We start from the raw sequence: 23,087 nt of genomic DNA, 5'->3' as shown, positions 1-23,087 counted from the left end.
AGTAACCGGTGGTGGCCGGTCAGTTCTCGGCGAGAATCTCGTCGGCGTCCACGATCCGGTACGCGTACCCCTGCTCCGCCAGGAACCGCTGGCGGTGCGCAGCGAAGTCCTGGTCGATGGTGTCCCGCGCCACGACCGAGTAGAAGTGGGCCTGGTGCCCGTCCGCCTTGGGCCGCAGCACCCGCCCGAGCCGCTGAGCCTCCTCCTGCCGTGACCCGAACGTCCCCGACACCTGGATGGCGACCGTCGCCTCCGGCAGGTCGATCGAGAAGTTCGCCACCTTCGACACCACCAGCACGCTGATCTCGCCCTCCCGGAAGGCGTCGAACAGCTTCTCCCGCTGGGCGTTGGACGTCTCGCCCTTGATCACAGGCGCGTTCAGATGCTCACCCAACTCGTCCAGCTGGTCGATGTACTGCCCGATGACGAGGATCTGCTGCCCGGCGAACTTCCGCACGAGCGCCTCCGTCACCTTCCGCTTCGTCGCGGTCGTCGCGCAGAAGCGGTACTTCTCCTCGGTCTCGGCGGTGGCGTACGAGAGCCGCTCGGAGTCGGTCAGGTTGACCCGTACCTCCACGCAGTCGGCGGGCGCGATGTACCCCTGCGCCTCGATCTCCTTCCACGGAGCGTCGAACCGCTTCGGCCCGATCAGCGAGAACACGTCCGACTCGCGCCCGTCCTCCCGGACGAGGGTGGCGGTCAGCCCGAGTCGCCGCCGCGCCTGGAGATCGGCGGTGAACTTGAAGACGGGCGCGGGCAGCAGATGCACCTCGTCGTAGACGATGAGCCCCCAGTCCCGCGAGTCGAACAGCTCCAGGTGGGGATAGATCCCCTTCCGCTTCGTCGTCAGCACCTGGTACGTGGCGATGGTGACGGGCCGGATCTCCTTCCGCGTCCCGCTGTACTCACCGATCTCGTCCTCGGTGAGCGAGGTCCGCTTCACGAGCTCGTGCTTCCACTGCCGTGCCGAGACGGTGTTGGTGACGAGGATCAGCGTGGTCGACTTCGCCTGCGCCATGGACCCGGCCCCGACCAGCGTCTTCCCGGCACCGCAGGGCAGGACGACGACCCCGCTGCCGCCGTGCCAGAAGTTCTCCACGGCCTGCTTCTGGTACGGCCTGAGCGCCCACCCGTCCTCGGCCAGCTCGATCGGGTGCGCCTCACCGTCGACGTACCCGGCGAGGTCCTCGGCGGGCCAGCCGAGCTTCAGCAGCGTCTGCTTGATCTGCCCGCGCTCGGAAGGGTGCACGACCACGGTGTCCGGATCGATCCGCGCCCCCACCAGCGGAGCGATCCGCTTCGACCGCAGGATCTCCTCCAGCACCGGCCGGTCCGTGGTCGTCAGCACCAGACCGTGCGCCGGATGCTTGCTCAGCGTCAGCCTGCCGTACCGGTCCATCGTCTCCGCGATGTCCACGAGCAGCGCGTGCGGCACCGGATACCGGCTGTACTCCACCAGCGCGTCCACCACCTGCTCGGCGTCGTGCCCCGCCGCCCGCGCGTTCCACAGCCCCAGCGGCGTCACCCGATACGTGTGGATGTGCTCCGGCGCCCGCTCCAACTCCGCGAAGGGCGCGATGACCCGACGACAGTCATCGGCCCGCTCGTGGTCGACTTCCAGGAGCAGGGTCTTGTCGGACTGGACGATTAGGCAGGACACACATACCTCCACGGATAGGATCTCCAGCGTGACAGACAGTGCACCTGTCACGGCTCGGGCCATGCCCCGTGCCCGGCACCGGAAGGGCGTTCCGGCCAGCGCGCCGGGTATGCGCGCCGCTATCTATGTTCGCCTATCGCGAGAAACGGACGAGACGACTTCTCCTGAGCGCCAGAGAGCGGCTTGCGAGGCGTTGTGCGAGGCACGCGGCTGGGAGGCAGTAGCCGCGAGGAAGACATCGATGTCTCGGGCTTCTCGCGTGGGCTCGAGGGACACTTCCCGTCTGTCGGTGCACTTCGGCGAGGAGGGGCACATGCGGCGGGCGGCAGCGGCGAAGGAGAGCGAACAGGGGACTGAGGCGGCTGACAGCCAGGACTGACGCCGACGCCACCGGACACGGCCCACCAACGCAGGTTCGAGTCAGCCGTTGGAGGAGATGCCGCTTTCGTGGGCGTCGAGCAGCTCGTCCCAGTGCTCGGTCGCCCATCGGCAGGTGGCGGCCAGCGGCTCCAGCGTGCTGCGGCCCAGCGGTGTCAGCGCGTACTCCACCCGCAGTTTCGGGTCGGCGTGCACCGTGCGTGACACGAACCCGTCCCGCTCCAGGCCGCGGAGTGACTGAGTGAGCGACTTCGGGGTGACGCGGCCCAGTGGCACGCGGAGTTCGGAGTATCTGCGCGGGCCGTCGTCCAGGCAGCGGAGGACCATGGGCGCCCATTTGTCACCGAAGCGGAAAGGCAGCAGTGGGGACGGGCACAGCTCGTCGAACAAGTCGGGTGGCAGCGGTGGCCGTTGCGTCATCGAGGGTCCCCTGTCTCCGGTCTTGGTATCCATCTGGTGACCGACCTTCTGGATATCTTCCGGAGCGTCGACTCGGCGGGAGGTATTCCGACGATGAGCAGGATCGTGGTTTTTCGGGGCGGGTTGCCGCCCGCCTGCTCGGCAACCTCACCGATCCGCACCCCATCAGGGTAACGGGCGTGGAATGAACACCATCAATTCGATCCATAAAGTTAAAGGCAGGACATTATGCGTGCAGCCCGCTTCCACGAATACGGCGGGGCGGAGAGCCTGGTGATCGAGCAGGCCCCCGACCCTCACCCCGGACTTGGTGAGATACGTGTCCGCGTCGCGGCGGCCAGCGTCAATCCCATCGACTGGAAGCTGCGCGCCGGTGCCCTGCACCAGCTGATTCCCCTGGAGCTACCCGCCATTCCCGGGCGCGACGCCGCTGGCGTGGTCGACGAAATCGGTGACGGAGTACACGGGGTGAGCATCGGCGACCGCGTCTTCGGGCTGGGCGGTGTCACCGGCGCAACAGCAGAACTGGTCATCCTCTCCGCCTGGGCCCACGCCCCCGACACGTGGAACGACGAGCAGGCTGCGGGCGCCGGTCTTGCGTCTGTGACCGCGATGCGTGGCCTGAACGCGCTCGGCTCCCTCGCGGGACGTACCCTTCTCGTCGAAGGAGCCGCCGGAGGCGTGGGCAGCGCGGCAGTCGAGATCGCTGTGGCACAAGGTGCCACCGTGATCGGGACAGCCAGCGAACGCAACCACGAGTTCCTCACCTCTCTCGGCGCCGTTCCCACCACCTACGGCCCCGGCCTCGCGCAGCGCCTCTCCGCTCTCGCTCCGCACGGCGTCGACATCGCGCTCGACACCGCGGCCTCCGGATCCCTGGACGACCTCGTCGCGATCACGGGCGACCCGAAGCGCGTCGCGACGGTCGCCGACCATGCGGGCGGGCAGCGCCTGGGCACGCATGTGGTCAACGCGGAGAACGACTCCACCCTCCTGTCCGCAGCCGCGGAACTGGGCCGGCAAGGCCGCTACACACCCCGTATCGAACACACCTACCGCCTGGAGCGGATCGCCGACGCCCACGCGCACGCCGAGCGCGGACGCACCTGCGGAAAGATCGTGATCTGCATCTGAGGCGGGGGCATGGCACAGATGCACCACACACAGCGGCGCCCCAACCAGACGGACGAGGTCGGGGCGCCGTTGCGTGTGTTCTGCTCAGGCGGCGCGCGTCCGACGATCACCGTCAGTCGTCCGCGAGCTCCGCGACCCCCGTGATCCGGTGCAGCGGGTACGTGCGGACCTCGTCCGCGGTGTGGTCGTAGGCCGTGACGAAGCCGCCCTCGACGCGGACGGGGGCGATGACGCGCTGGCTGGCGGTGCCCTCGGCGTTGACGTAGCCGATCCAGAGGGTGTCGCCGGTGAGGACGGCGGCCTGCACGGTGGCGAGGGTTTCGGCGGAGCTGGTGCGCGGGAGGGCGCCGCCGGTCGGTGGGGGGTCGGCGGAGGTGGGCTTGCGGGGCGTGGTGGAGGCGAGGTCGCCGGCGCGGATCGCGCGGATCGCGGCCGTGAGGAGGGTGGAGTCCGGGACCGGGGGGCCGTCCGGGACCGGCACCGGGGCCGTGCGGGCCGGGGTGCGGTGGGCGTGGGCGCGGGTGACCAGGACGTCGCCCTCGGCGGACTCGGCGGCGGGCGCGAAGCCCATCGCGCGCAGGCCGTCGAGGAGCGTCGCCGGGTCGGCCTGGGCCGCGAGGACCGTGGGGGCGAGCCGGCGCAGGCGCAGGGCCGCGGCGCGCTTGTCGGCGAGGATCTCGTTCAGTACGGCGTCGTCGTCGCAGCGCACGTACGCCGAGGCCGCGCCCACCCGGAGGTGCCCGTGCCGGCGCGCCACGTCGTCGATGAGGTACGCCAGCGGCTGCGGCACCGGCGTGCGGGAGTGCGCGGTGAGGAAGGCGTGCAGGTCGGAGGCGCTCCGGCCGGCGTCCAGGGCCCGGCGCACGGAGGCGGGCGTGAAGCGGTAGACCGTCGCCCCGCCCTTCGACTCGACGTCCGCGAGGACACCCAGCATGTCGGCCAACGGGCGTTGCAGGGGGCCCGGCGCCACCGCGGTCAGGTCGGCCTGGAGCAGGACGTGGTCGAGCGGTTCGGGGAGGAGCGGGGCGAGGAGACGGGCGGCGGCCGCGGAGGCCACGGTCTGCTCGGCGGGGGAGAGGGGGTCCGGGGGTGCGGGGCGGTGGTGGTGGACGGGCAGCTTGTCACCGGGGCCGCCGTCCGCCGGTCGCGCCGGGTCGCCGTGCGGTTGCCGCTGTGACCGTGACGCCGGCGCCCCGAGCAGGGCCCGGCCGTGCGCCGACAGCGCGCCCCGGCCCGTCACGCCCAGCAGCTCCGCCTCGGACAGGGTCCACCCGGCGAGACGGGTGCGCAGGTCGTCCTCCTGGTGCGGGCCGCGCAGGGGGCGTTCCCAGCGGAGGCGGGCCAGGACCGACTCGGCGGCCGGGGCGGCGCCCTCGGGGAGGGCCGCCAGCAGGGTCAGGACGCGGTGCCGGACCTCGGGCGCGGCCGAGCGGTCGAGACCGGGACCCAGCGCAGACAGCGTCCGGTCCTTCGCGTCCCGGCCGCCGACCAGCCCCGCCGTCCGGGTCGCCGTCAGCCACGCCTCGGCCAGCCGTACCCAGCGCTGCGCGGCGGGCTGCCCCAGCCACTCGTCGTACGCCGGTGTCGCCGCGTACCGCTCGTCGGCCTCCCCGTCCGACGCCAGCAGCCCGGCCGCGTACGCCAGCTCGACCCAGAAGGCGGCGGTCGGCTCGGGCACGTCGAGGGCGACGGCGGTCCGCTTCAGGTCCCGCACGCTGAGCCCGCCCGCCCGCAGCACCGCGGGCCCGCCCTCGTCCCAGTCCTTCAGCAGCTCCTCGACGGTCGCCAGCGCCGTGTACGCCTGCCCGGCCGCCGTCGCGTCCACGATCTGCGGCCGGTGCGCCGCCGTCGACTCCACCGCGGGAGGTACCGGCTCGGGGGCCCGGTGCGCGCGGCCGTCGCGCAGGTGCAGGGCGACTTCGCGCGGGAGTACGACCGTCCCGGGCGCCGTCGGCACCAGCAGGCCGCGGTCGAGGAGCCAGCGCAGGTGGGCGGCGGGGTCGGCGGTGACCTGGCCGTACGGCGGACCCCAGACCAGCCGTGACAGGACGTCCCGTGCCTCCTCCGGGGCCTCGGCGAGCAGCGCGGCCATGCGTTCGCGGTCGCCGAACAGGGCCGCGAGCGAGGCCACGGCGGAGACCGCGTCATGTGTGGAGGGCAGTCCGGCGGTGGTGACGATCTCCTGGATGCGGCCCGGCGACATGCCCGCGGTCGACTCCTGCACCGACGGGCCGAGGCCGGTCGGCGACGGGTGCTGAGGGGACGGCGCGAGCAGCTCGCGGGCGGTGCGCACGAGACGGAGCCGGTCGTCGCCGCCCCAGACCAGCGCCTGCGCGCGCAGGGTCGCCAGAGCGGCGGGGAGCGCGGCGGTGACGGCCGGGTCGCGGTCGTCACCGGCCATCAGACCGAGCAGCTCGTCGTACGGCGCCGGGTCCGCGGCCACGGCCAGCGCCTCCGCGGTCTGCAGGGCGAAACGGTCCAGGTGTTCCAGGGCGCGGACGACGGAGGCACGGGTGCCGGCGCGGGTGGCGAGCTGCGTGAGGTCCGTGGGGACGGGGGTGATGAGGTCCGGGCGGGCACGCAGAAGGGCGGCCAGGGACACGTCGTCCCTGCCGCGGAGCGCTTCCGCGAGGGAGCGGGGCGGGGTAGCCGGGCTGCTCATCCGACCCACGTTAGCGGGTGGGTACGACGGTGGGGGGCGGCGTCCGTGAACGCCGGGCGGGCTGGGAGATGCGGACCTGCGCTACCTTCGTCCCCGATCGGGTAATCCATCGGGCAGTCCAACGCACCCGCCCCGGAGGGGCTTCGTGGGGATCGAGAGTGACCAGGTCGTCTTCGAGTATCTGAGTCGCGTCGGGGACGTGGCCCAGCAGCGGCAGTTGCCGTCGGCCGCGCGGATGCGGCTCGTCTCGGAGTTGCGCAACGAGATCGACAAGCGCCGGTCGAAGGCGACCGTGGACAGTCCCGCGGCCGTCCGCCGCATCATCGACCGCCTCGGCAGCCCCGACGACGTCGTCACCGCCGCGGCCGGCGGAACGGCGGACGTCCCCCAGGCGCCGGCCCCCTCCGTGCCCGTACAGCGCGACGGGGAGACTCGGGAGGAGCGGGAGGAGCGGCCGAAGGGGATCCGGCGGGTCGTCCCGCGGCCCCGGCCCCGTCCGGGTCCCGCCGCGCCGAGCCGCCCGGCGTCCGACGGGCCCTCCCCGCCGCATCTCGCGAGCGCGGCGGAACTGGGCAGCGGGGTGAGCCGGCCGGACTGGTGGCAGCAGTCGGACGGGGGCAGTCCCTTCGGGCTCGGCGACGAGGTGCCCGGGTTCGTCGGCGGCGTGGAGATCCCCGATCTGCTCAAGCCTCCACCGCCGAAGGAGGCGAAGGAGGCCGCGGAGAAGGAGGCCCGGGCGAAGGCCGCCGCCGCGGAGAAGGCAGCCGAGGCCGAGGCGGCCGCCGAGGTGGTCGAGGAAGCCGTGGTCGTGCGGCGGCGGCTCCCCGGGCTGCGGCCCGGCAAGTGGAGCAACCCCCTCCTGCTGATCGCCGCCGGCTGTCTCGTCGCCGGCGCGGTCCTCGGCAACTGGTTCGTGCTGATCCTCGGCTGGCTCATCGCGTACGGCTCCCGCCGGCTGACCCCCACGGAGTCCAAGCTGGCGGTGATGGGCGTGCCGGGCCTCGCGGTCACCGCCGGGCTCCTGTGGCTGTGGGGCCGCACCAACGACCGCTGGGGCACCCCCATCGCCGAGGGCCACATGAACGAGGCGGTCGCCGAGACCTGGCCGTGGGTGGTGCGGGGGGCGGCCGTCGCGTCGGCCCTGTTCCTGGTGTGGCGGTCCCAGCGACAGAAGTAGTCAGTTGCGACCAGAGAAGTAGCCAGAGGTCGCCAGAGGTGGACAACGGTGGGCGGTAGCCCTCGGGCGGTCCCCAGCGGCGGAGCCGACAGAGCGGCTGGGCAGAATGGCCCATATGGCCTCCACGAGCTCACCCGCCCCGACCGTCGGCTTCGACCTCGACATGACCCTCATCGACTCCCGGCCCGGCATCCACGCCTGCTACACCGCGCTGGCGGAGCGGACGGGGACGTACATCGACGCGGATCTCGCCGTCACCCGGCTCGGGCCGCCGCTGGCGCAGGAGTTGGTCAACTGGTTCCCGGCGGAGGAGGTGGCGGCCACCGCGGACCTGTACCGCGCGATGTACCCGAGCGTCGCCATCGCCGCCACACCCGCGCTGCCCGGCGCGAGGGAGGCGATCGAGGCCGTGCGGGCGGCCGGTGGACGGGCCATCGTCGTGACCGCCAAGTACGAGCCCAACGCCAAGCTGCACCTGGAGCACCTGGGCATCGAACCGGACGTGCTGGTCGGCGACCTGTGGGCCGAGCAGAAGGCGCAGGCGCTGCGCGAGCACGGCGCGGGCGTGTACGTCGGCGACCACGAGGGCGACGTACGGGGCGCCCGGGCGGCCGGTGCCCTCTCCGTCACCGTGGCGACCGGCCCGTACGGCGTCGAGGAACTGCGGGCGCTCGGTGCCGACGTGGTCCTCGCCGACCTGACCGCGTTCCCGGAGTGGCTCGCCGGCTACCTCGACGCGCCGCGCGCCTGACGCCGTCCCGCGGCGATCGACCGGAGCACGCCGGCACCGGCCAGCAGGAAGCCGACACCCATCAGCATGCTCAGGCCGAACATGTACGTCGGAAAAGGCGACGTACCGAGGAGGAGCGGGGCCACCGTGACGAGAGTGGCCACCGTACCGATGAAGAACACGATCGCACCGGCTCGGATCAATCGGTCACCGGGAGCGGCGGAATTCGTTTGGGTTTTGTCACGCACTCGACCAGGGTAGTTCCCTGCGCGAAGGAACAACCGGGCGACGTCTTGTCACCCGCCCGGAGACCATTAGCCTTGGTACCGGCGGGTCCCGACGACCCGCCCCAGTGCGTTAATAAGCAGTTTTCCGACGAGTACGAGGACGAGGACAGACGTGCCCACCGGCAAGGTCAAGTGGTTCAACAGTGAGAAGGGCTTCGGCTTTCTCTCCCGCGACGACGGCGGTGACGTCTTCGTCCATTCCTCGGTCCTCCCCGCCGGAGTCGAGGCGCTCAAGCCCGGACAGCGCGTGGAGTTCGGAGTCGTCGCAGGTCAGCGCGGCGACCAGGCCCTTTCGGTCACCCTCCTCGACCCGACGCCCTCGGTCGCTGCCGCCCAGCGCAAGAAGCCGGACGAACTCGCTTCCATCGTTCAAGACTTGACGACCCTCCTCGAGAACATCACGCCGATGCTCGAGAAGGGCCGCTACCCCGAGAAGACCTCCGGCAAGAAAATCGCGGGCCTGCTGCGCGCGGTCGCCGACCAGTTGGACGTCTAGCTCCTGTAGAGGCATCGTCGCCGGTTAGGGAAAGTCGAGTGCGTTCGGGCCGAGGGGCGGCAACAGTCCCTCGGCCGCCGCGCGTGTCAGCAGTCCCCTGACCGCCGCGTAGCCGTCCTCGCCGAGGTCGGCGGTGAACTCGTTGACGTACAGCCCGATGTGCTGGTCGGCGACGGCCGGATCCATTTCCTGGGCGTGCTCCATGACGTACGGGCGGGACACCTCGGGGTCGTCCCAGGCCGCGCGTACGGACGTACGGATCGAGTCCGCGAGCAGCCTCAGGGCGTCGGCCCCCAGCGACCGCCTGGCGATGATCGCGCCGAGCGGGATCGGCAGCCCGGTCGTGCCCTCCCAGTGCTCGCCCATGTCGGCGAGCTTGTGCAGCCCGAAGTTCTGGTACGTGAACCGCGCCTCGTGGATGACGAGGCCCGCGTCGACCTTTCCGTCCCGAACCGCCGGCATGATCTCGTGGAAGGGCATCACCACGATCTCGCCGACGCCGTCCGGGACGGTGTCCGCCGCCCACAGCCGGAACAGCAGATACGCCGTCGACCGCTCGCTCGGCACCGCGACCGTACGACCGGTGAGGTCCACGCCCTCCTCCCGCGCCAGCACCAGCGGCCCGCAGCCCCGCCCCAGCGCGCCCCCGCAGGGCAGCAGCGCGTAGTCGCCGAGGACGTAGGGCAGCACGGCGTACGACACCTTCAGCACGTCGAACTCGCCGCGCTCGGCCATGCCGTTGGTGACGTCGATGTCCGCGAAGGTCACGTCCAGGGCGGGCGCGCCGGGGATGCGGTCGTGGGCGAGGGCGTCGAAGACGAAGGTGTCGTTGGGACAGGGCGAGTACGCGATCTTCACGGGCTCACTGGTCATGCCGGTTCCAACCTTCCAGTACGGGCGTGAGCTTCCCGAAGGCCCCGGTCAGGGCCGCCAGCGCGTCGCCGATGCGCCAGGCGGCGCGGTCGCGCGGGCCGACGGGATTGGACACCGCGCGGATCTCCAGCACGGGCACACCGTGCGCGGCGGCGGCCTCGGCGACCCCGAAGCCCTCCATGGCCTCGACGAGGGCGGTGGGGTGACGGGTGCGCAACGCCGCGGCCCGTTCGGCGGTCCCGGTGACCGTGGAGACGGTCAGCACGGTGCCGGTACGCGCTCCCGCGGCGGCCGCGGTCTCCCGTACGAGTGAATCCGGTGGCCGGTGGGTGACGGTGCCGAAGCCCAGGTCCGTGACCGGCAGGAAGCCGTCGGCGGTCTCCGCGCCGAGGTCGGCGGCCGTGATCGCGTCCGCGACGACGAGGGAGCCGACCGGAGCGTCGGGGAGGAAGCCGCCGCCGATCCCGGCCGACACGACCAGCCCGTAGGGGGCGCCGTCGAGGGCGGCCGCGGTGAGGGCGGTGGCCGTGGAGGCGGCGGCGAGCGCGGGGCCGACACCGGCGGCGAGCAGGTCGTACCCCTCGCCGACGTGGTGCAGGGTCACGCCGGGCGGCCGCACCTCACGACCGGGGCCCGCGAAGGCCCCTGCCACCGCGTCCCGCTCCACGGGAACCGCGGTGGCGACCAGCACCCGAAGCCCAGCGGCAGCGATCAGTCGTCCTTCTTGAGCTTGAAGGTCCACAGACCGGTGACGGTCTGGCTCTCCTTCTTGCCGTCGCCCGCGCGGATGGAGACCAGCGTGGAGTTGCCCTGCGCGCCGTACTGGGCGTTGAAGAACACGCTGCCCGGGATCGTGCGGTAGGTCTTGTCGCTGTCCTCGGTCAGCTGCTGACCGTTCATCAGGATCGTCCAGCGCTTGTCGGCCACATCGGGGTCGACACCGATGCGCACCGTCTCGTCCGGGTCGACCGAGATGGACTTGACGTCGCCGGTGTCCTTGAGGCACGCCGCCAGATCCGCGGCCTTCAGGGCGTCACCCTCGCCACCGCAGGTGGCCTCCTCGCTGACCGAGGAGCGGCCGACGGTGATCGTGGACATCGGGGTCGGCTTGTCGCAGGCCGACAGGACGAGCAGTCCGGCGGAAACGGCGCCGGCGGCGGCGACGGCGCGGCGGCGTCGCACAGACACGGATTGCATCGAGGTCATGGCCGAAGGCTATCGGGCACGTCCACCCCCCTCCCTACGTGGGGTGCGGCATCGCCGTGTGTCACGACCCCTTGGGGCATGTTGCGCCCTGGCTAGTGCGCGGCACTAGGGCCTGTTGCGAAAGTGGCGTCGTCGCCCGAAGGGCGGCCGCGCGGCGTCCGGTGCGTGCTCTCGGCGTGCCGCCTGGAAGCCCTCGTACTGGGCGTACTCGGGCTTCCGGGCGGTGCGGCGAGAGCGCGTGCCGGGCGTCGCGCGGCAGGCGCCACTTTCGCAACAGGCCCTAGCCCACGCGGGTCCGTGCCGTCCCGCCGAGCCGGGCCGAGCGCAGCAGCCCCCGTACGGTCGTCGCCCAGGCGATCGCCACGATGCCGGCGCCCACCGCCAGGCCCAGCGCGCCGTTCAGCGGCATCGCTATGCCTATCGCGCCGCCCAGCACCCACGCCACCTGCAGCAGCGTCTCGGAACGCGCGAACGCCGAGGTACGCACCAGCTCGGGCACGTCCCGCTGGATCAGCGCGTCCAGGGACAGCTTGGCCAGCGCCTGCGCGAACCCGGCGAACGCCGCCAGGCACGCCACCAGGAACGCGCCGAAGAACACCGCCGCTATGACCGCCGCGCCCAGCACCACGGCGACGACCGTCACGATGATGATCTCCGGCTTACGGGTCCGCAGCCACGCCCCGACCGCCGTGCCGAGCGCGTTGCCCACCCCCGCCGCGACCGCCACCATCCCCAGCGACACGGCCGCGCTCTGACCGGTCAGCGGATGCTCGCGCAGCAGGAACGCCAGGAAGAAGATCAGGAAGCCGGACAGACAGCGCAGCCCCGCGTTGGCGCCCAGGGCGTGGGTGACGGCGATGCCGACCGTCCGCAGCCCCGGCCGCTTGACGGGCTGCCGGTGCGGCCCGTGCAGGTGCCGTTCGTCCGCCGCGAGCAGCGCGGTGTCCTCACCCTTGGCCGAGTCGACCTTCGGCGGCAGGGAGAACGACAGGAACGTACCCACCAGGAAGATCGCGAAGGCGCCGTAGAGCGGCCAGCGCGGCCCGATCGCCTGGAGCCCGGCGCCGATGGGGGCGGCCACCCCAGTGGCGAGGAGCCCGCCCAGTGTGACCCGGGAATTGGCCCTCACGAGCGAGAAGGCGGGTGGCAGCAGCCGCGGCACGACCGCGCTTCTCACCACCCCGTACGCCTTCGACGCGACGAGCACGCCGAGCGCGGCCGGGTACAGCTCGATACCGCCCGTGACGACCGCGCCCGACAGGACCAGCGCGAGCAGGGCACGGGCGAACATGGCGCCCGCCATCGCGGCGCGCCGGCCGTGCGGCAGACGGTCCAGGAGGGGGCCGATCACCGGGGCGAGGATCGTGAACGGGGCCATGGTGATCGCGAGGTACAGCGCGACCCGGCCGCGGGCCTCGTCGGTGGGCACGGAGAAGAACACGGTCGACGCGAGCGCGACCGTGATCATCACATCGCCGGCGCCGTTCACACCGTGCAGTTCGATCAGCTTGCCGAGGCCGGACTCGCCCGCTCCGTGCGCGTGCGTCGCCTTGCGGATACCGCGCGCCGTGCCGGTGACCGGGAAGTGCAGGGCACGCCCGAGCGCCCGGACGGCGCCGCCGACCCGGCCCGAACCGTTTCCCCGGCTGCTCCCCTTGTACCCCTTGTCCCCACCGATCCCGGTGGCGCCCTGGGGTGTCCTCGCGGCTGCCACTCCGTCATAGTGCCCCGAGATGGGCGCGCATAGTGCGGTGTGCGCTCGGATGGGGGTGGGGTTTCGCCGGAGCGCGGTCGCGGCTTCGTCGCGGTTCGGGCGCGGTTCGGGCGCCGTTCCGGCGTGAAAGCTACGCACAAATGTGGCGGGAAGCGGCACGGGGATCTTCGAGGAGGGACGAAGAAGCCCGTCGGTGTAGGCCGAGCGGCGGCGAACAGGTAGCGTGCGTAGCGCGCCGTGGCGATTGTTCTCGGCCGCGCGCCTCCCGGGCATCCCGCAGAATGGATGACAGCAGGCGCGCCCGAGCGCGATCGGGCGCGGACGTCGACGCGGTCCCCAGGTCCGCTCCGTCCGCACCCGCCGCCTTCAGGCCGGCGCACCGAGAGACGGCGTAGGAGAGAAGCGATACCTGTGAGCGCAGCGACAACGCGAAGCCGCACCCCCGACCGCCTGTGCGCCGAGGCGGTCGACCTCGCCCGCGCCGCCGCCGAGGAGGCCGCGGCGCCCGGCGTCGTCGGCGAGCACGTGGGGCTGGTGTCCGAGGGCGATCGCGTTGTCACGCACTTCTTCGAGTGCAAGGAACTCGGGTATCGCGGCTGGCGCTGGGCCGCCACGGTCGCCCGTGCCTCCCGCGCCAAGATCGTCACCCTCGACGAGGTCGTCCTGCTCCCCGGCCCCGACGCCGTGCTCGCGCCGGAGTGGGTGCCGTGGAGCGAGCGGCTCCGCCCCGGGGACATGGGGCCCGGTGACCTGCTGCCCACCGACGCGGAGGATCTGCGGCTCGAACCCGGCTACACCGGGGAGGACGAGCCCTCGCCGAACTCGCCCGTCTCCCACGAGATGGCCGACCTGGTGGAGGCGGAGGACGCGGAGGTGACGGCGGGACCGACGACGGACCTCACGACGACGCCGTCCCGCGGGTCGATCGCGGCGGTCGCCGAGGAACTCGGCCTGCGGCGGGCGCGGGTGCTCTCCCGGTACGGCCTGCACACCGCGGCGGACCGCTGGGAGGAGGCCTTCGGGGCGAAGACGCCGATGGCCCAGGCGGCGCCGGCGTCCTGCGCGAGCTGTGCGTTCCTGGTGGCCGTCGGGGGCTCCCTCGGCCAGGCCTTCGGCGTCTGCGCCAACGAGTTCTCCCCGGCCGACGGGCGGATGGTGTCCCTCGCGTACGGCTGCGGCGGCCACTCCGAGGCAGCGGTCATGCCGAAGCCGCCCCGTCCGGCTCCGCCGGTGATCGACGAGACCCGGGTCGACCCGTTCCCGCTGCGTCCGTCCCCGGACTCCGGGTCGGTGCCGGCGGTCGACGACGAGGACGCGGCGGAGCTGGGGCACTCGTAAGGCGTCCTGCGAGTCCTGGGCGTCGACTACGCGTCCGTGAAGACCTCGTCGGCGGTCGTGGCCGTGATGGCGCGGTCGAACCAGCGGCTGAGTACGTCGAGGTCGTCGCAGCCGGTGATCCGCTCCCGTGCCTCGCCGGGCACCTCGACGCCTCGCCGCTCCAGGAGAGGTCGGCGGCCATCAGGTTCCTCCACTGTTGCGCGGCCGGGCGCTTGCCCAAGCCTTGCGCGGTGAGTTCGGCGAGTGACGACAACGTGGGGGAAACGACAGGGCCTTAGGCGTTGTTACGAAATGCTCTCTTGTCCTGCTGGAGGGTCTCCCTGCTTATCTCGCCTCTGAGCTGTACGTGGCTTTGTGGCGCACCAGAACGATAGTGGTGTGGCGCCACGGCACAACGCGGGTAACCGGCCAGTAGCGGCCGCGGCTGACGAAGCCTGGCCCATGACCGACGGAAGAGGTCAGGCTGTGAAGCACCTGTATTTGGCTGCAGACAACCCGACGCCGTTCTGGCCCACTGGCGCGATCATGCTCGTCGTCATCACGCTCATCTCCGGATTGATCGGAGTCTGGCGTACGCGCAGGATGAAGAAGGGCAAGAAGTACTAGTCGTCGATGAAGAGCTCTTCCGCGGTCGTGGTCGTGATGGCGCGGTCGAACCAGCGGCCGAGAGTGTCGAGGTCGGCGGCCATCAGGTTCCTCCACTGTTGCGCGGCCGGGCGCTTGCCCAAGCCCTGCGCGGTGAGTTCGGCAAGGGTGATCGACAGATCCTGGGGTGCGTCCCGCAGGGCGGCGGAGAGTGCCTTCAGTGTGGCAGCGATGTCCGGGTCTGCCGCGTGGGTGATGGCCGAGAGAGTGGCGAGCGCGAGGTCGGCGTGGGCCTCGGCCGGGTCGGTGATGACCGGCATGTTGCGCGGCCCCAGGACGACGGGGCGCAGGGTGAGAGTGGGCAGCTGGGGAGGCCCGCCGGCCACCGGCCGCTGGGCCCACTCGGTGGTGGACCGGTCCTGGCACACGACGACGAGCGCGGTGGGCAGCCGGTACTTCGTCCACAGGTACGAGGTGTAGTAGGCCCAGTTCGCCGTTTGTCCGGGTCCTTCTTGCCCTGTGCCTCGACGGCGAGCAGGAAGGCCCCGTGTTCAGCGGTCTGAAGGCGCAGGAGAGTGTCCACGCGGCGTTCGACGGGACTCGTCTCGGTGAGATCGGTAGGTAGGACGGTGACCGTGACGGGCGCGGGAATGGTGAGCCCGAGGACGTCTGAGACGCGGCTGAAGAGCCCGGGGTCCCACTGGAAGATGCGGTGCATCGCTTCGTGGGACGAGCTGACCATGGCGGCCTCGATTCAGGTGTGCGTGGCTCGTCGGCAGTCGGCGCAGCTGCCCGGCTCGGGGCCGCGGAAGGCGCGGTCGCAGCCGTCGCAGTTGCGGAGGGGGTGGCGGACGGTCGGTGGTGGGGCCGGGGCGCGGAACGGGGGCGGGGGCGGTAGTTGGGCGGTGAGGCGGTGGGCCAGGAGGGCGGCTGGGCGGCGTAGGGGGTCCGGCGGGAGGTCCGCGGTGAGGGCGTCGCGTACGGCCGTGGGGGTGAGGTCCCGTTCCAGCCAGGCGGCGACACCCGGGGCCAGGTGGTCCGCGTCGGTGGCGGAGAGGAGGAGCCGGGCATCGTGGCGGCGGAGGCCCGCGAGGAGGTCTGCGGCAGTGTGGAGGAGGGCGGGGGAGGAGACGGCGGGCTGCGGGACCGGTGGGAGCTTTTTGCGAGGGGCGCGGGTGTCCGGAGCCGGGCGTCGGGCGGGTGCCCTGAGGCTGTCGGTCGGCTCGCCCTGGCGGCCCGGCTGGTTGCAGGAGACCGTGCGGGTGACGATGCGGCCGCCGGGGACGCGCTCGCGGCTTCGGCGGAGGTAGCCGTGGGCTTCCAGTTCCCGCAGCGCGGCGCTGATACGGGTCGGCCCCTCGGGGAAGCGGGCGGCGAGCGTCTTGATGTCGACGCGGGCCCCGGCGGGCAGGGACTGGATGTGGACGGCGAGCCCGATCGCGAGGAGTGACAGCTCCGGGTGCTGGGCGAGGTGGTTGCCGATCACCGTGAAGCGGGTGGTGTGGCGGGTGTTGTCGTGCACGACGCCGAAGTGCGGGTGCCGCCGGTCCGGATGGTGCTTGGCCGGAGTACCGGAATCCGCGCACGCGGGCGCGCTAGGGTTCTGCGTATCCATCGGGAAGCTCCTACTTCCTCGGTGGTCAGGCCCTCGCACTGGGATTGCCGTCCCGGCGAGGGCCGTCGCATGTCTGGGGTTGTGCTGCTGCTCGTGTCGCGCTGAGCGTAGGGCAGCGAACCAGGTCCGAATCCAGCCGAGTTGGCGATGTTCACTCGCGCGAGTGAGTTTGCGCGGCGGGCGGGAGGGGTGGGGCTTGGTCGGGTTCTTTCTCTCCCGTGTTCCTTTGGGGAGACAGCCGACGGCACCGAAGCCCGCGTTCCTGAGTTCCGGTGGTGATTTCCCGGTCTCGTCACCCAGGGTGGCGGCTGACGCCTACCGTGAGCTGTGACAGTTTCGATACGAAGAGTGACGAAAGGGTGGCGGGATGTCGGTCCAGGCGGACGTGGGGCGGCTCCGGAGCGAGACGGACGAGCCGGGCTGGGAGGTGGACCCGGAGGACGACTGGGGCGTGGCGGTCGTCGCGACCGTCGGGCGGCAACTGAAGCTGCGACGAGAGGCGAAGGGGATGCGGGCCGCCGAGTTCGGAGAGGCGGTCGGGTACGGCGAGGACCTCGTCTACAAGATCGAGGGTGGGAAGCGGATCCCTCGCCCCGAGTATCTGGACAGGGCCGACGACGTCCTGGGGGCGGGTGGGCTGCTCGCCGCGATGAAGGAGGACGTCAAGAAGGTCCGGTATCCGAAGAAGGTGCGGGACCTCGCGCAGTCGGAGGCCAAGGCGGTCGAGCTCCAGCTCTACGACCCGCTGAACATCCACGGACTGCTTCAGACGCCGGAGTACGCCCACGCCCTGCTCCTCATGAGGCGCCCCGCGTACACCGGGGACGAGGTGGAGACGTTCATCGCCGCGCGCGTGGCCCGCAAGTCCGTCTTCGAACGGGACCCGGCACCTGAGATCAGCTTCGTCCTGGAGGAGTGGACCCTGCGACGTCCGCTCGGCGGAAAGGCGGTCCTGCGGCGCCAGCTGGAGCACCTGCTGGAGGCGGCGCAGTTGCGCAACGTCGAGCTCCAGGTGATGCCGATGGACCGTGAGGAGCACGCGGGCGTGGACGGTGGCATCGAGGTGCTGAAGTTCCAGGACGGCTCTGCGGTGGGCCGTTCGCCGGTGATGGCCAACGGACGGCCGGTGTCCGAGCCCAGGCACCTCCGTATCCTGGAGCTGCGCTACGGCATCATCCGGGCGCAGGCTCTCACTCCCCGTGAGTCGACGGCCTTCATCGAGCAACTGCTGGGGGAAACATGATCCGCAAGTCCTCGGCCGGGGGCGCCTCGGACCTGGTGTGGTTCAAGAGCAGTTACAGCAGCGGCAGTGAAGGCGACTCCTGCGTCGAGGTCGCCGCCACCCCCGGCACCGTCCACGTCCGCGACTCCAAGCAGGTCGCGGGTCCCCGGCTCGCGCTCGCCGGGAGGGCTTGGGCGGAGTTCGTGACGTACGCGGCCCAGGACTGACGCACGGCTCTCTTCCCTCGGGGCCGGTGACGGCGGGCGGGCGGCGCGTCCGTGTCGTGTGGGCGGTACCTTCGTCCCACGCCGATGAGGAGAGTGAACGTGAGCAAGTTCGTGCGGCCTGCGGCCGAGGGGGCCGATCCGTTCGGGACGGCACGACTGCGGCGAGGGGTGCTGGACGCCTGGGCCACCAGCCCCGCCCGCTTCCGCGAGGACGCCAACGCCGAGGAGGATCTCGTCCTCGGCGGATACCGGGACCGGCTCGTCGTCGAGCTCGCTCAGAACGCCGCCGACGCGGCCGCCAGGGCCGGGGTACCCGGACGGCTCCGGCTCACCCTGCGCGACGGCGTCCTCGTAGCCGCCAACACCGGGGCGCCCCTCGACGCGGCCGGCGTCGAATCGCTCGCGACCCTGCGCGCCTCGGCCAAGAGGAACACCGACCAGGGCGCGGTCGGCCGCTTCGGCGTCGGCTTCGCCGCCGTTCTCGCCGTGACCGATGAGCCCGCCGTCATCGGGCGGCACGGCGGCGTCCGCTGGTCGCTCGCCGAGGCCCGCGCGCTCGCCGCCGAGACGGCCCGGCACAGCCCCGGCCTCGGCGACGAGATCCGCCGCCGTGACGGGCACGTACCGCTGCTGCGGCTGCCGTTCGCGGCCGAGGGCAGCGCCCCGGAGTCGTACGACACCGTCGTCATCCTTCCGCTGCGTGATGCCGCTGCCGCCGATCTCGCCGAGCGGCTGCTCCACTCCGTCGACGACGCCCTGCTCCTCGCCCTCCCCGGGCTGGAGGAGGTCGTGGTGGAGATCGGCGACGGCAGCCCCCGCACCATCGGCCGCCGCACCGACGGCGCGTTCACCGTCGTGGACGACTCGCGGGACGGGATCACGTACTGGCGTACCGCCGCCGCGCACGGGGCCCTGACCCCCGACCTCCTGGCCGACCGGCCCGTCGAGGAGCGGCTGCGGCCGTACTGGTCGGTCACCTGGGCCGTGCCCGTCGACTCCGACGGCAGCCCGGTCCGGCCCCGCACCAGCCCCGTCGTGCACGCGCCGACCCCCAGCGACGAACCCCTCGGGGTACCGGCGCTGCTGATCGCGTCCCTCCCGCTGGACACCACCCGGCGCCATGCCGCACCCGGCCCGCTCACCGACTTCCTCGTGGCACGGGCGGCGGACGCGTACGCCGGACTCCTCGCCGACTGGCGGCCGGTGTCCGCCGGGATCATCGACCTCGTCCCCGGGCCGCTGGGGAAGGGCGAGCTGGACGGCACACTGCGGCAGGCGATCCTGGAGCGGCTGCCGCGGACCTCCTTCCTGCCGCCCGCGGTCGAGCCGGGCAAGGACGACAGCGACGACCTGCCCGAGTCGCTGCGGCCCCGGGACGCCGAGGTCGTCGAGGGCGCCGGTGTCGACACCGTGCGGGTTCTCGCCGAGGTGCTGCCCACGCTGCTGCCCGCAGGGCTGGAGCGCCGGGTGGAGCTGCGCACGCTGGGGGTCGCCCGGGTTCCGCTCACCGACGCGATCGACCGGCTGGCCGGCCTGGAGAAGGCCCCGGAGTGGTGGCACCGGCTCTACGACAGCCTGGCCGGTGTCGATCCCGACCGGCTGTCGGGGCTGCCCGTGCCGCTCGCCGACGGGCGGACCACCATCGGGCCCCGTCAGGTCCTGCTGCCCAGCGCGGACGCGGCCCGAATCGACCCGGACGTCCTCGCCCGGCTCGGCCTCAAGGTCGCGCACCCGGACGCCGCCCACCCTCTCCTGGAGAAGCTCGGCGCCCTGCCCGCGACCCCGCGTGCCGTCCTCACCACCCCGCAGGTGCGCGCCGCCGTCGCCGCTTCCCTCGACGACGACGGCGGGGCGAACTGGGAGCAGGACGCCCCGGACGCCGAGGAGCTCGCGGACACCGTTCTCGCCCTGGTGCGGGACGCCGGCCTCGAACCCGGTGACGAACCCTGGCTCGGCGCCCTCGCCCTGCCCGACGAGGACGGCGAACTGTCCCCGGCGGGCGAACTCGTCCTGCCTGGCAGCCCCTTCGCCCAGGTCATCCGCGAGGACGAACTCGCCGCCGTGGACGCCGAGCTGACCGAGAAGTGGGGCGAACAACCGCTGGCCGCCTGCGGTGTGCTCGCCGACTTCGCCCTCGTCCGGGCCACCGACGTCGTCCTCGACCCGGACGAACTGGAGCCCCGGGACGGCGACTTCGCCGAACCCGACGACGCGGGCCTCCTGGACGCCGTCGACGTGTGGTGCGAGGACATCCTCGACCGGTTCCCGGACACGCCCGTACCGCCGGTGGCGACCGAGCTGATCGCCGTGCGCGACCTCGACCTCGTCGACGACGACCGCTGGCCCCAGGCCCTCGCCCTGCTCGCCCAGCCGCCGCTGCGCGACGCCCTCACCCAGCCCGTGCGCATCCTGCTGCCCGACGGCACGCACGAGGTCGTACGGCCGTACACGGCCTGGTGGCTGCGCGGGCACCCGGTGCTCGACGGCCGTCGGCCGGCCGGTCTGCTCGCCTCCGGCGGAGACCCCCTGCTCCGGGGGCTGTACGACGAGGCCGACGCCACCGGCTTCGACGACGAGCAGGTGCTGCGGGCCCTGGGGGTACGCACCTCCGTGGCGGCGCTGCTCGACGAGCCGGGCGGCGCCGCCGAACTGCTCGAACGCCTCGCCGACCCGGAGCGCCCCGTCACCGCCACCCAACTGCACGGGCTCTACGGCGCGCTGGCCGAGCTGGACCCCGAGCAGGTGACCCTGCCCGACGAGTTGCGGGCCGTGGTCGACGGGCGCGTGGAGGTCGTGGACGCGGCCGACGCCGTGGTCGTCGACTCGCCCGACCTGCTGCCGTTCACGTCCGGCGTGCCCCTGCTGCCGGTCCGCCCCTCCCGGGCCGCCGAGTTGGCCGAGCTGTTCCAGGTACGGCGGCTGAGCGAGTCCGTCACCGGCGAGGTCGACTCCGAGGGCACCGAGCACGACGTACCCGAGTCGGTACGGGTGCTGCTGGGCCCGCTGACCCCGTCCTCGTACGTCGAGCACGAGGAACTCGTCGTCGACGGCGTCGAGATCGACTGGCGCCTCACCAACGACGATGTCCTGCACGCCTCGACCCTCGAGGGCGTCGCCGCGGGCCTCGCCTGGGCGGCGGGTCAGTGGCCTCGGCGCTTCGAGGTGGCGGCGCTGCTGGAGGACCCGTCCAGGACGGGGGAGTTGGCGCGGGACCGCTGGTTCGACTGACCGTCTGCCGGTGCCCGCCGGGTCACACCGGTGGGCACCGCACGGTCGTAAAGTTCCGTCCACGAAATCTCCACGTCCCGTACAACTATTCGCTTCCTCCGCGCATCTGATCATTCGGAGTCAACGGACTCCGCGATCATCCGGGCCCCGACGTGATCACAAGTCGTGCCAACGACGACCGGCGGGGCCCCTCACAGTGGGGGGAACATGCGCATTCGCGCCACCGTCGCCGCCGTCTCGGGGGCCCTGGCCCTGTCCGCCTTCGCCATTCCGGCCGCGCAGGCCGACGGGCACAAGCCGAACCTGGCCTCGTTGGTCCCGTCCACCTCGAAGGCGCCGTCGTCCGTCGCCGCAGCTCCGTTGGACGAGTCCGAGGGTGACACCAGGATCACGAGCGTGACCGTCAACGGCGGCAAGAACGTCGTCGTGGGCACCACCGCGAAGAAGTCCTTCACCGTCGCCGTGACGGCCACCGACCCCGAGGGCATCTACGACGCCTACCCCATCCTGTGGCACGGCCCTGACACCGAACACGCCGACGGGGTGATCGAGCCCGCGAACCTGGAACAGGAGCAGGTCGGCAGCTGCACCCACTCCAGCGCCACCACCGCGACCTGCAAGGTGACGCTGGTCGCCGACCCGAACACGAACATCTACGGCAACATCCTCGCCGGTACCTGGAAGGTGTGGGCCGCTGCCGTCGGCAACGACGGCGACTACATCGTCCGCGACGCTTACAAGACCGCCAAGGTCCAGCGCAACTCGACCCTGACGGTCAACGCCTCGCCCGAGCCGGTGCGCAAGGACAGGACCATCACGATCACGGGCAAGCTCGCCCGCGCCAACTGGGATGACCTCAAGTACCACGGCTACACCAGCCAGCCGGTGAAGCTCGAGTTCCGCAAGGCGGGCACCAACACCTACACCACGCTGAAGACCATCAAGACGAACTCGACGGGCAACCTGAGCACCACCGTCAAGGCGTCCACCGACGGTTACTTCCGCTACAGCTTCGCCGGTACCTCGACCACCCCGGCGATCACCACCGCGGGCGACTTCGTCGACGTGCGGTAAGCAGGGACGCCGAGCAAGCAGGCTCACACCGCGCCGGTTCCGGGACCTTCCGGGACCGGCGCGGTGTTTCGTCATGCAAATGCCAAAGCTTGCGCATGCGCGGACAAAATCATGATCCACCCCTACAACCCGGCCCCTGGGCGGCGGATCTGATCAAGTGAGTCAGCAGACTCCACTTCACTTCTCCCCCTGGGGAACGCACATGCGCATTCGAGCCACCGTGGCCGCCGTCTCCGGCGCCCTGGCCCTCTCCGCCCTCGTCGTGCCGGCCGCGCAGGCCGCCGACGCCCCGTCCGGCAAGGCCGCCTTCAGCGCCGCCACCGCCGACGGCCCGGCCACCAGCACCGCCACGCTCGACGTCACCTTCTCCAACATGAAGGTCAACAACGGCAAGAACATCGTCGTCGGCACCGCCACCGTCATCAACGTCCCGGTGACCTACACCCTGACCCACCCCTCCGGGATGGACGTCAGCGAGGACAACTTCGCCAGCGGCCCGCTGATCTACCACGGCACGTCGGTGACGAGGCCGGACAACGAGATCCTCAGCGACGACCCGGCGACCTGCACCGTCACGTCGACCACCACCCTCAGCTGCAAGGGCACCATCACGATCCGCCCGGCGGACGGCGACCTGTTCAACTCCGACGCCGGCACCTGGAACGCGGGCGGACTCGCCGTCACCCAGAACGGCGACACCAAGACCCAGGGCGGCCTCGGTACCACCAAGGTCCAGCGCTACTCCAAGCTGACGGCCAACGCCGGTCCCGAGCCCGTCGTCAAGGGCAGGACCATCACCACCACCGGCAAGCTCTCCCGCGCCAACTGGGAGGACAACAAGTACCACGGCTACACCGGCCAGCCGGTCAAGCTGCAGTTCCGCAAGGCGGGCACCAGCACGTACACCACGATCAAGACGGTGTACACGGACTCGTACGGCAACCTGAAGGCCACCGCCACCGCGCAGTACGACGGCTACTGGCGCTTCAGCTTCGCGGGCACCACGACCACCCCGGCGGTCAGCGCCGCGGGTGACTACGTCGACGTGCAGTAAGTAGCAG

At 71.8% G+C, this 23,087-nt stretch carries 20 protein-coding genes and 1 pseudogene; 11 read left to right on the top strand and 10 right to left on the bottom strand.

What is annotated here, in order from left to right; genetic code table 11:
- Positions 1-19: 19 nt before the first annotated feature.
- Together ACGFNV_RS14040 and ACGFNV_RS14035 are read right to left on the bottom strand one after the other, a co-directional pair.
- Complete coding sequence (locus tag ACGFNV_RS14040; RefSeq protein WP_393622212.1) at positions 20-1,660, bottom strand: DNA repair helicase XPB; 1,641 nt, start codon at positions 1,658-1,660, stop codon at positions 20-22.
- A 420-nt stretch (positions 1,661-2,080) separates the two neighbouring features.
- Positions 2,081-2,458: a winged helix-turn-helix transcriptional regulator gene (locus tag ACGFNV_RS14035; protein ID WP_393622210.1), complete on the bottom strand. Its 378-nt coding sequence runs from the start codon at positions 2,456-2,458 to the stop codon at positions 2,081-2,083.
- A 228-nt stretch (positions 2,459-2,686) separates the two neighbouring features.
- Here ACGFNV_RS14035 and ACGFNV_RS14030 point away from each other — a divergent pair, with 228 nt between their 5' ends.
- Positions 2,687-3,592 carry an NADP-dependent oxidoreductase gene (locus ACGFNV_RS14030; RefSeq protein ID WP_393622209.1) on the top strand — a complete coding sequence of 302 codons (906 nt, stop codon included), beginning with the start codon at positions 2,687-2,689 and terminating at the stop codon, positions 3,590-3,592.
- Positions 3,593-3,704: 112 nt separating this feature from the next.
- Here the strand turns inward: ACGFNV_RS14030 and ACGFNV_RS14025 are convergent, their stop codons facing one another.
- Positions 3,705-6,254: a helicase-associated domain-containing protein gene (locus ACGFNV_RS14025; protein WP_393622207.1), complete on the bottom strand. Its 2,550-nt coding sequence runs from the start codon at positions 6,252-6,254 to the stop codon at positions 3,705-3,707.
- 145 nt (positions 6,255-6,399) lie between these two features.
- Here ACGFNV_RS14025 and ACGFNV_RS14020 point away from each other — a divergent pair, with 145 nt between their 5' ends.
- Together ACGFNV_RS14020 and ACGFNV_RS14015 are read left to right on the top strand one after the other, a co-directional pair.
- On the top strand, positions 6,400-7,431 hold the full coding sequence (locus ACGFNV_RS14020) for a hypothetical protein (RefSeq protein WP_393622205.1): 1,032 nt from the start codon (positions 6,400-6,402) through the stop codon (positions 7,429-7,431).
- 106 nt (positions 7,432-7,537) lie between these two features.
- The gene (locus ACGFNV_RS14015; protein ID WP_393622203.1) at positions 7,538-8,182 is read left to right on the top strand and encodes an HAD family hydrolase; all 645 of its coding nucleotides are present in this window, start codon (positions 7,538-7,540) and stop codon (positions 8,180-8,182) included.
- On the opposite strand, the gene ACGFNV_RS14010 is transcribed toward ACGFNV_RS14015, so the two are convergent.
- The gene (locus ACGFNV_RS14010; RefSeq protein WP_393622201.1) at positions 8,158-8,409 is read right to left on the bottom strand and encodes a hypothetical protein; all 252 of its coding nucleotides are present in this window, start codon (positions 8,407-8,409) and stop codon (positions 8,158-8,160) included. The genes ACGFNV_RS14015 and ACGFNV_RS14010 overlap by 25 nt on opposite strands.
- Before the next feature lie 151 nt (positions 8,410-8,560).
- Between ACGFNV_RS14010 and ACGFNV_RS14005 the strand changes: the two genes are divergently transcribed.
- A complete protein-coding gene (locus tag ACGFNV_RS14005; RefSeq protein ID WP_133929040.1) occupies positions 8,561-8,944 on the top strand; it encodes a cold-shock protein in 384 nt (127 codons plus the stop codon).
- A gap of 24 nt (positions 8,945-8,968) precedes the next feature.
- Here the strand turns inward: ACGFNV_RS14005 and ACGFNV_RS14000 are convergent, their stop codons facing one another.
- The 4 genes from ACGFNV_RS14000 to ACGFNV_RS13985 all read right to left on the bottom strand — a co-directional run bounded on the left by ACGFNV_RS14000 (position 8,969) and on the right by ACGFNV_RS13985 (position 12,737).
- Complete coding sequence (locus ACGFNV_RS14000; RefSeq protein ID WP_393622199.1) at positions 8,969-9,817, bottom strand: 1,4-dihydroxy-6-naphthoate synthase; 849 nt, start codon at positions 9,815-9,817, stop codon at positions 8,969-8,971.
- A complete protein-coding gene (locus tag ACGFNV_RS13995) occupies positions 9,807-10,508 on the bottom strand; it encodes a futalosine hydrolase (protein ID WP_393622197.1) in 702 nt (233 codons plus the stop codon). Before ACGFNV_RS13995 ends, ACGFNV_RS14000 begins: the two co-directional genes overlap by 11 nt.
- A gap of 20 nt (positions 10,509-10,528) precedes the next feature.
- The gene (locus ACGFNV_RS13990; RefSeq protein ID WP_393622196.1) at positions 10,529-11,023 is read right to left on the bottom strand and encodes a DUF2771 domain-containing protein; all 495 of its coding nucleotides are present in this window, start codon (positions 11,021-11,023) and stop codon (positions 10,529-10,531) included.
- Positions 11,024-11,303: 280 nt separating this feature from the next.
- Positions 11,304-12,737, bottom strand: coding sequence for an MFS transporter (locus ACGFNV_RS13985; RefSeq protein WP_393622194.1), 1,434 nt, complete (start codon positions 12,735-12,737; stop codon positions 11,304-11,306).
- Between the two features lie 411 nt (positions 12,738-13,148).
- On the opposite strand from ACGFNV_RS13985, the gene ACGFNV_RS13980 reads away from it, so the two are divergent.
- Both ACGFNV_RS13980 and ACGFNV_RS13975 read left to right on the top strand, forming a co-directional pair.
- Positions 13,149-14,075 carry a DUF3027 domain-containing protein gene (locus tag ACGFNV_RS13980; RefSeq protein WP_393622192.1) on the top strand — a complete coding sequence of 309 codons (927 nt, stop codon included), beginning with the start codon at positions 13,149-13,151 and terminating at the stop codon, positions 14,073-14,075.
- A 441-nt stretch (positions 14,076-14,516) separates the two neighbouring features.
- A complete protein-coding gene (locus ACGFNV_RS13975; protein WP_393622191.1) occupies positions 14,517-14,681 on the top strand; it encodes a hypothetical protein in 165 nt (54 codons plus the stop codon).
- A 68-nt stretch (positions 14,682-14,749) separates the two neighbouring features.
- Here ACGFNV_RS13975 and ACGFNV_RS13970 read toward each other — a convergent pair.
- Positions 14,750-15,402, bottom strand: a pseudogene (locus tag ACGFNV_RS13970) (hypothetical protein); the annotation flags it as partial.
- A gap of 12 nt (positions 15,403-15,414) precedes the next feature.
- Positions 15,415-16,275, bottom strand: a complete 861-nt coding sequence (locus ACGFNV_RS13965) for a helix-turn-helix domain-containing protein (RefSeq protein ID WP_393622189.1) — start codon at positions 16,273-16,275, stop codon at positions 15,415-15,417.
- A gap of 367 nt (positions 16,276-16,642) precedes the next feature.
- On the opposite strand from ACGFNV_RS13965, the gene ACGFNV_RS13960 reads away from it, so the two are divergent.
- The 5 genes from ACGFNV_RS13960 to ACGFNV_RS13940 all read left to right on the top strand — a co-directional run bounded on the left by ACGFNV_RS13960 (position 16,643) and on the right by ACGFNV_RS13940 (position 23,080).
- Complete coding sequence (locus ACGFNV_RS13960; RefSeq protein WP_393622187.1) at positions 16,643-17,518, top strand: helix-turn-helix domain-containing protein; 876 nt, start codon at positions 16,643-16,645, stop codon at positions 17,516-17,518.
- Positions 17,515-17,724 (top strand): DUF397 domain-containing protein, encoded by a 210-nt coding sequence (locus ACGFNV_RS13955; protein ID WP_393622186.1) that lies wholly within the window; start codon positions 17,515-17,517, stop codon positions 17,722-17,724. The genes ACGFNV_RS13960 and ACGFNV_RS13955 overlap by 4 nt, the downstream gene beginning before the upstream one ends.
- 99 nt (positions 17,725-17,823) lie before the next feature.
- Complete coding sequence (locus ACGFNV_RS13950) at positions 17,824-20,952, top strand: sacsin N-terminal ATP-binding-like domain-containing protein (protein WP_393622185.1); 3,129 nt, start codon at positions 17,824-17,826, stop codon at positions 20,950-20,952.
- 207 nt (positions 20,953-21,159) lie between these two features.
- Positions 21,160-22,026 (top strand): calcium-binding protein, encoded by an 867-nt coding sequence (locus tag ACGFNV_RS13945; protein ID WP_393622183.1) that lies wholly within the window; start codon positions 21,160-21,162, stop codon positions 22,024-22,026.
- A gap of 202 nt (positions 22,027-22,228) precedes the next feature.
- Positions 22,229-23,080, top strand: coding sequence for a hypothetical protein (locus ACGFNV_RS13940; RefSeq protein ID WP_393622182.1), 852 nt, complete (start codon positions 22,229-22,231; stop codon positions 23,078-23,080).
- The last annotated feature ends 7 nt before the right edge of the window (positions 23,081-23,087 follow it).

This window comes from Streptomyces sp. NPDC048751, assembly GCF_043198595.1.
GTDB lineage: Bacteria > Actinomycetota > Actinomycetes > Streptomycetales > Streptomycetaceae > Streptomyces.
The sequence above is the reverse complement of the archived record's forward strand: the minus strand, read 5'-3'. Positions and strand labels throughout refer to the sequence as shown.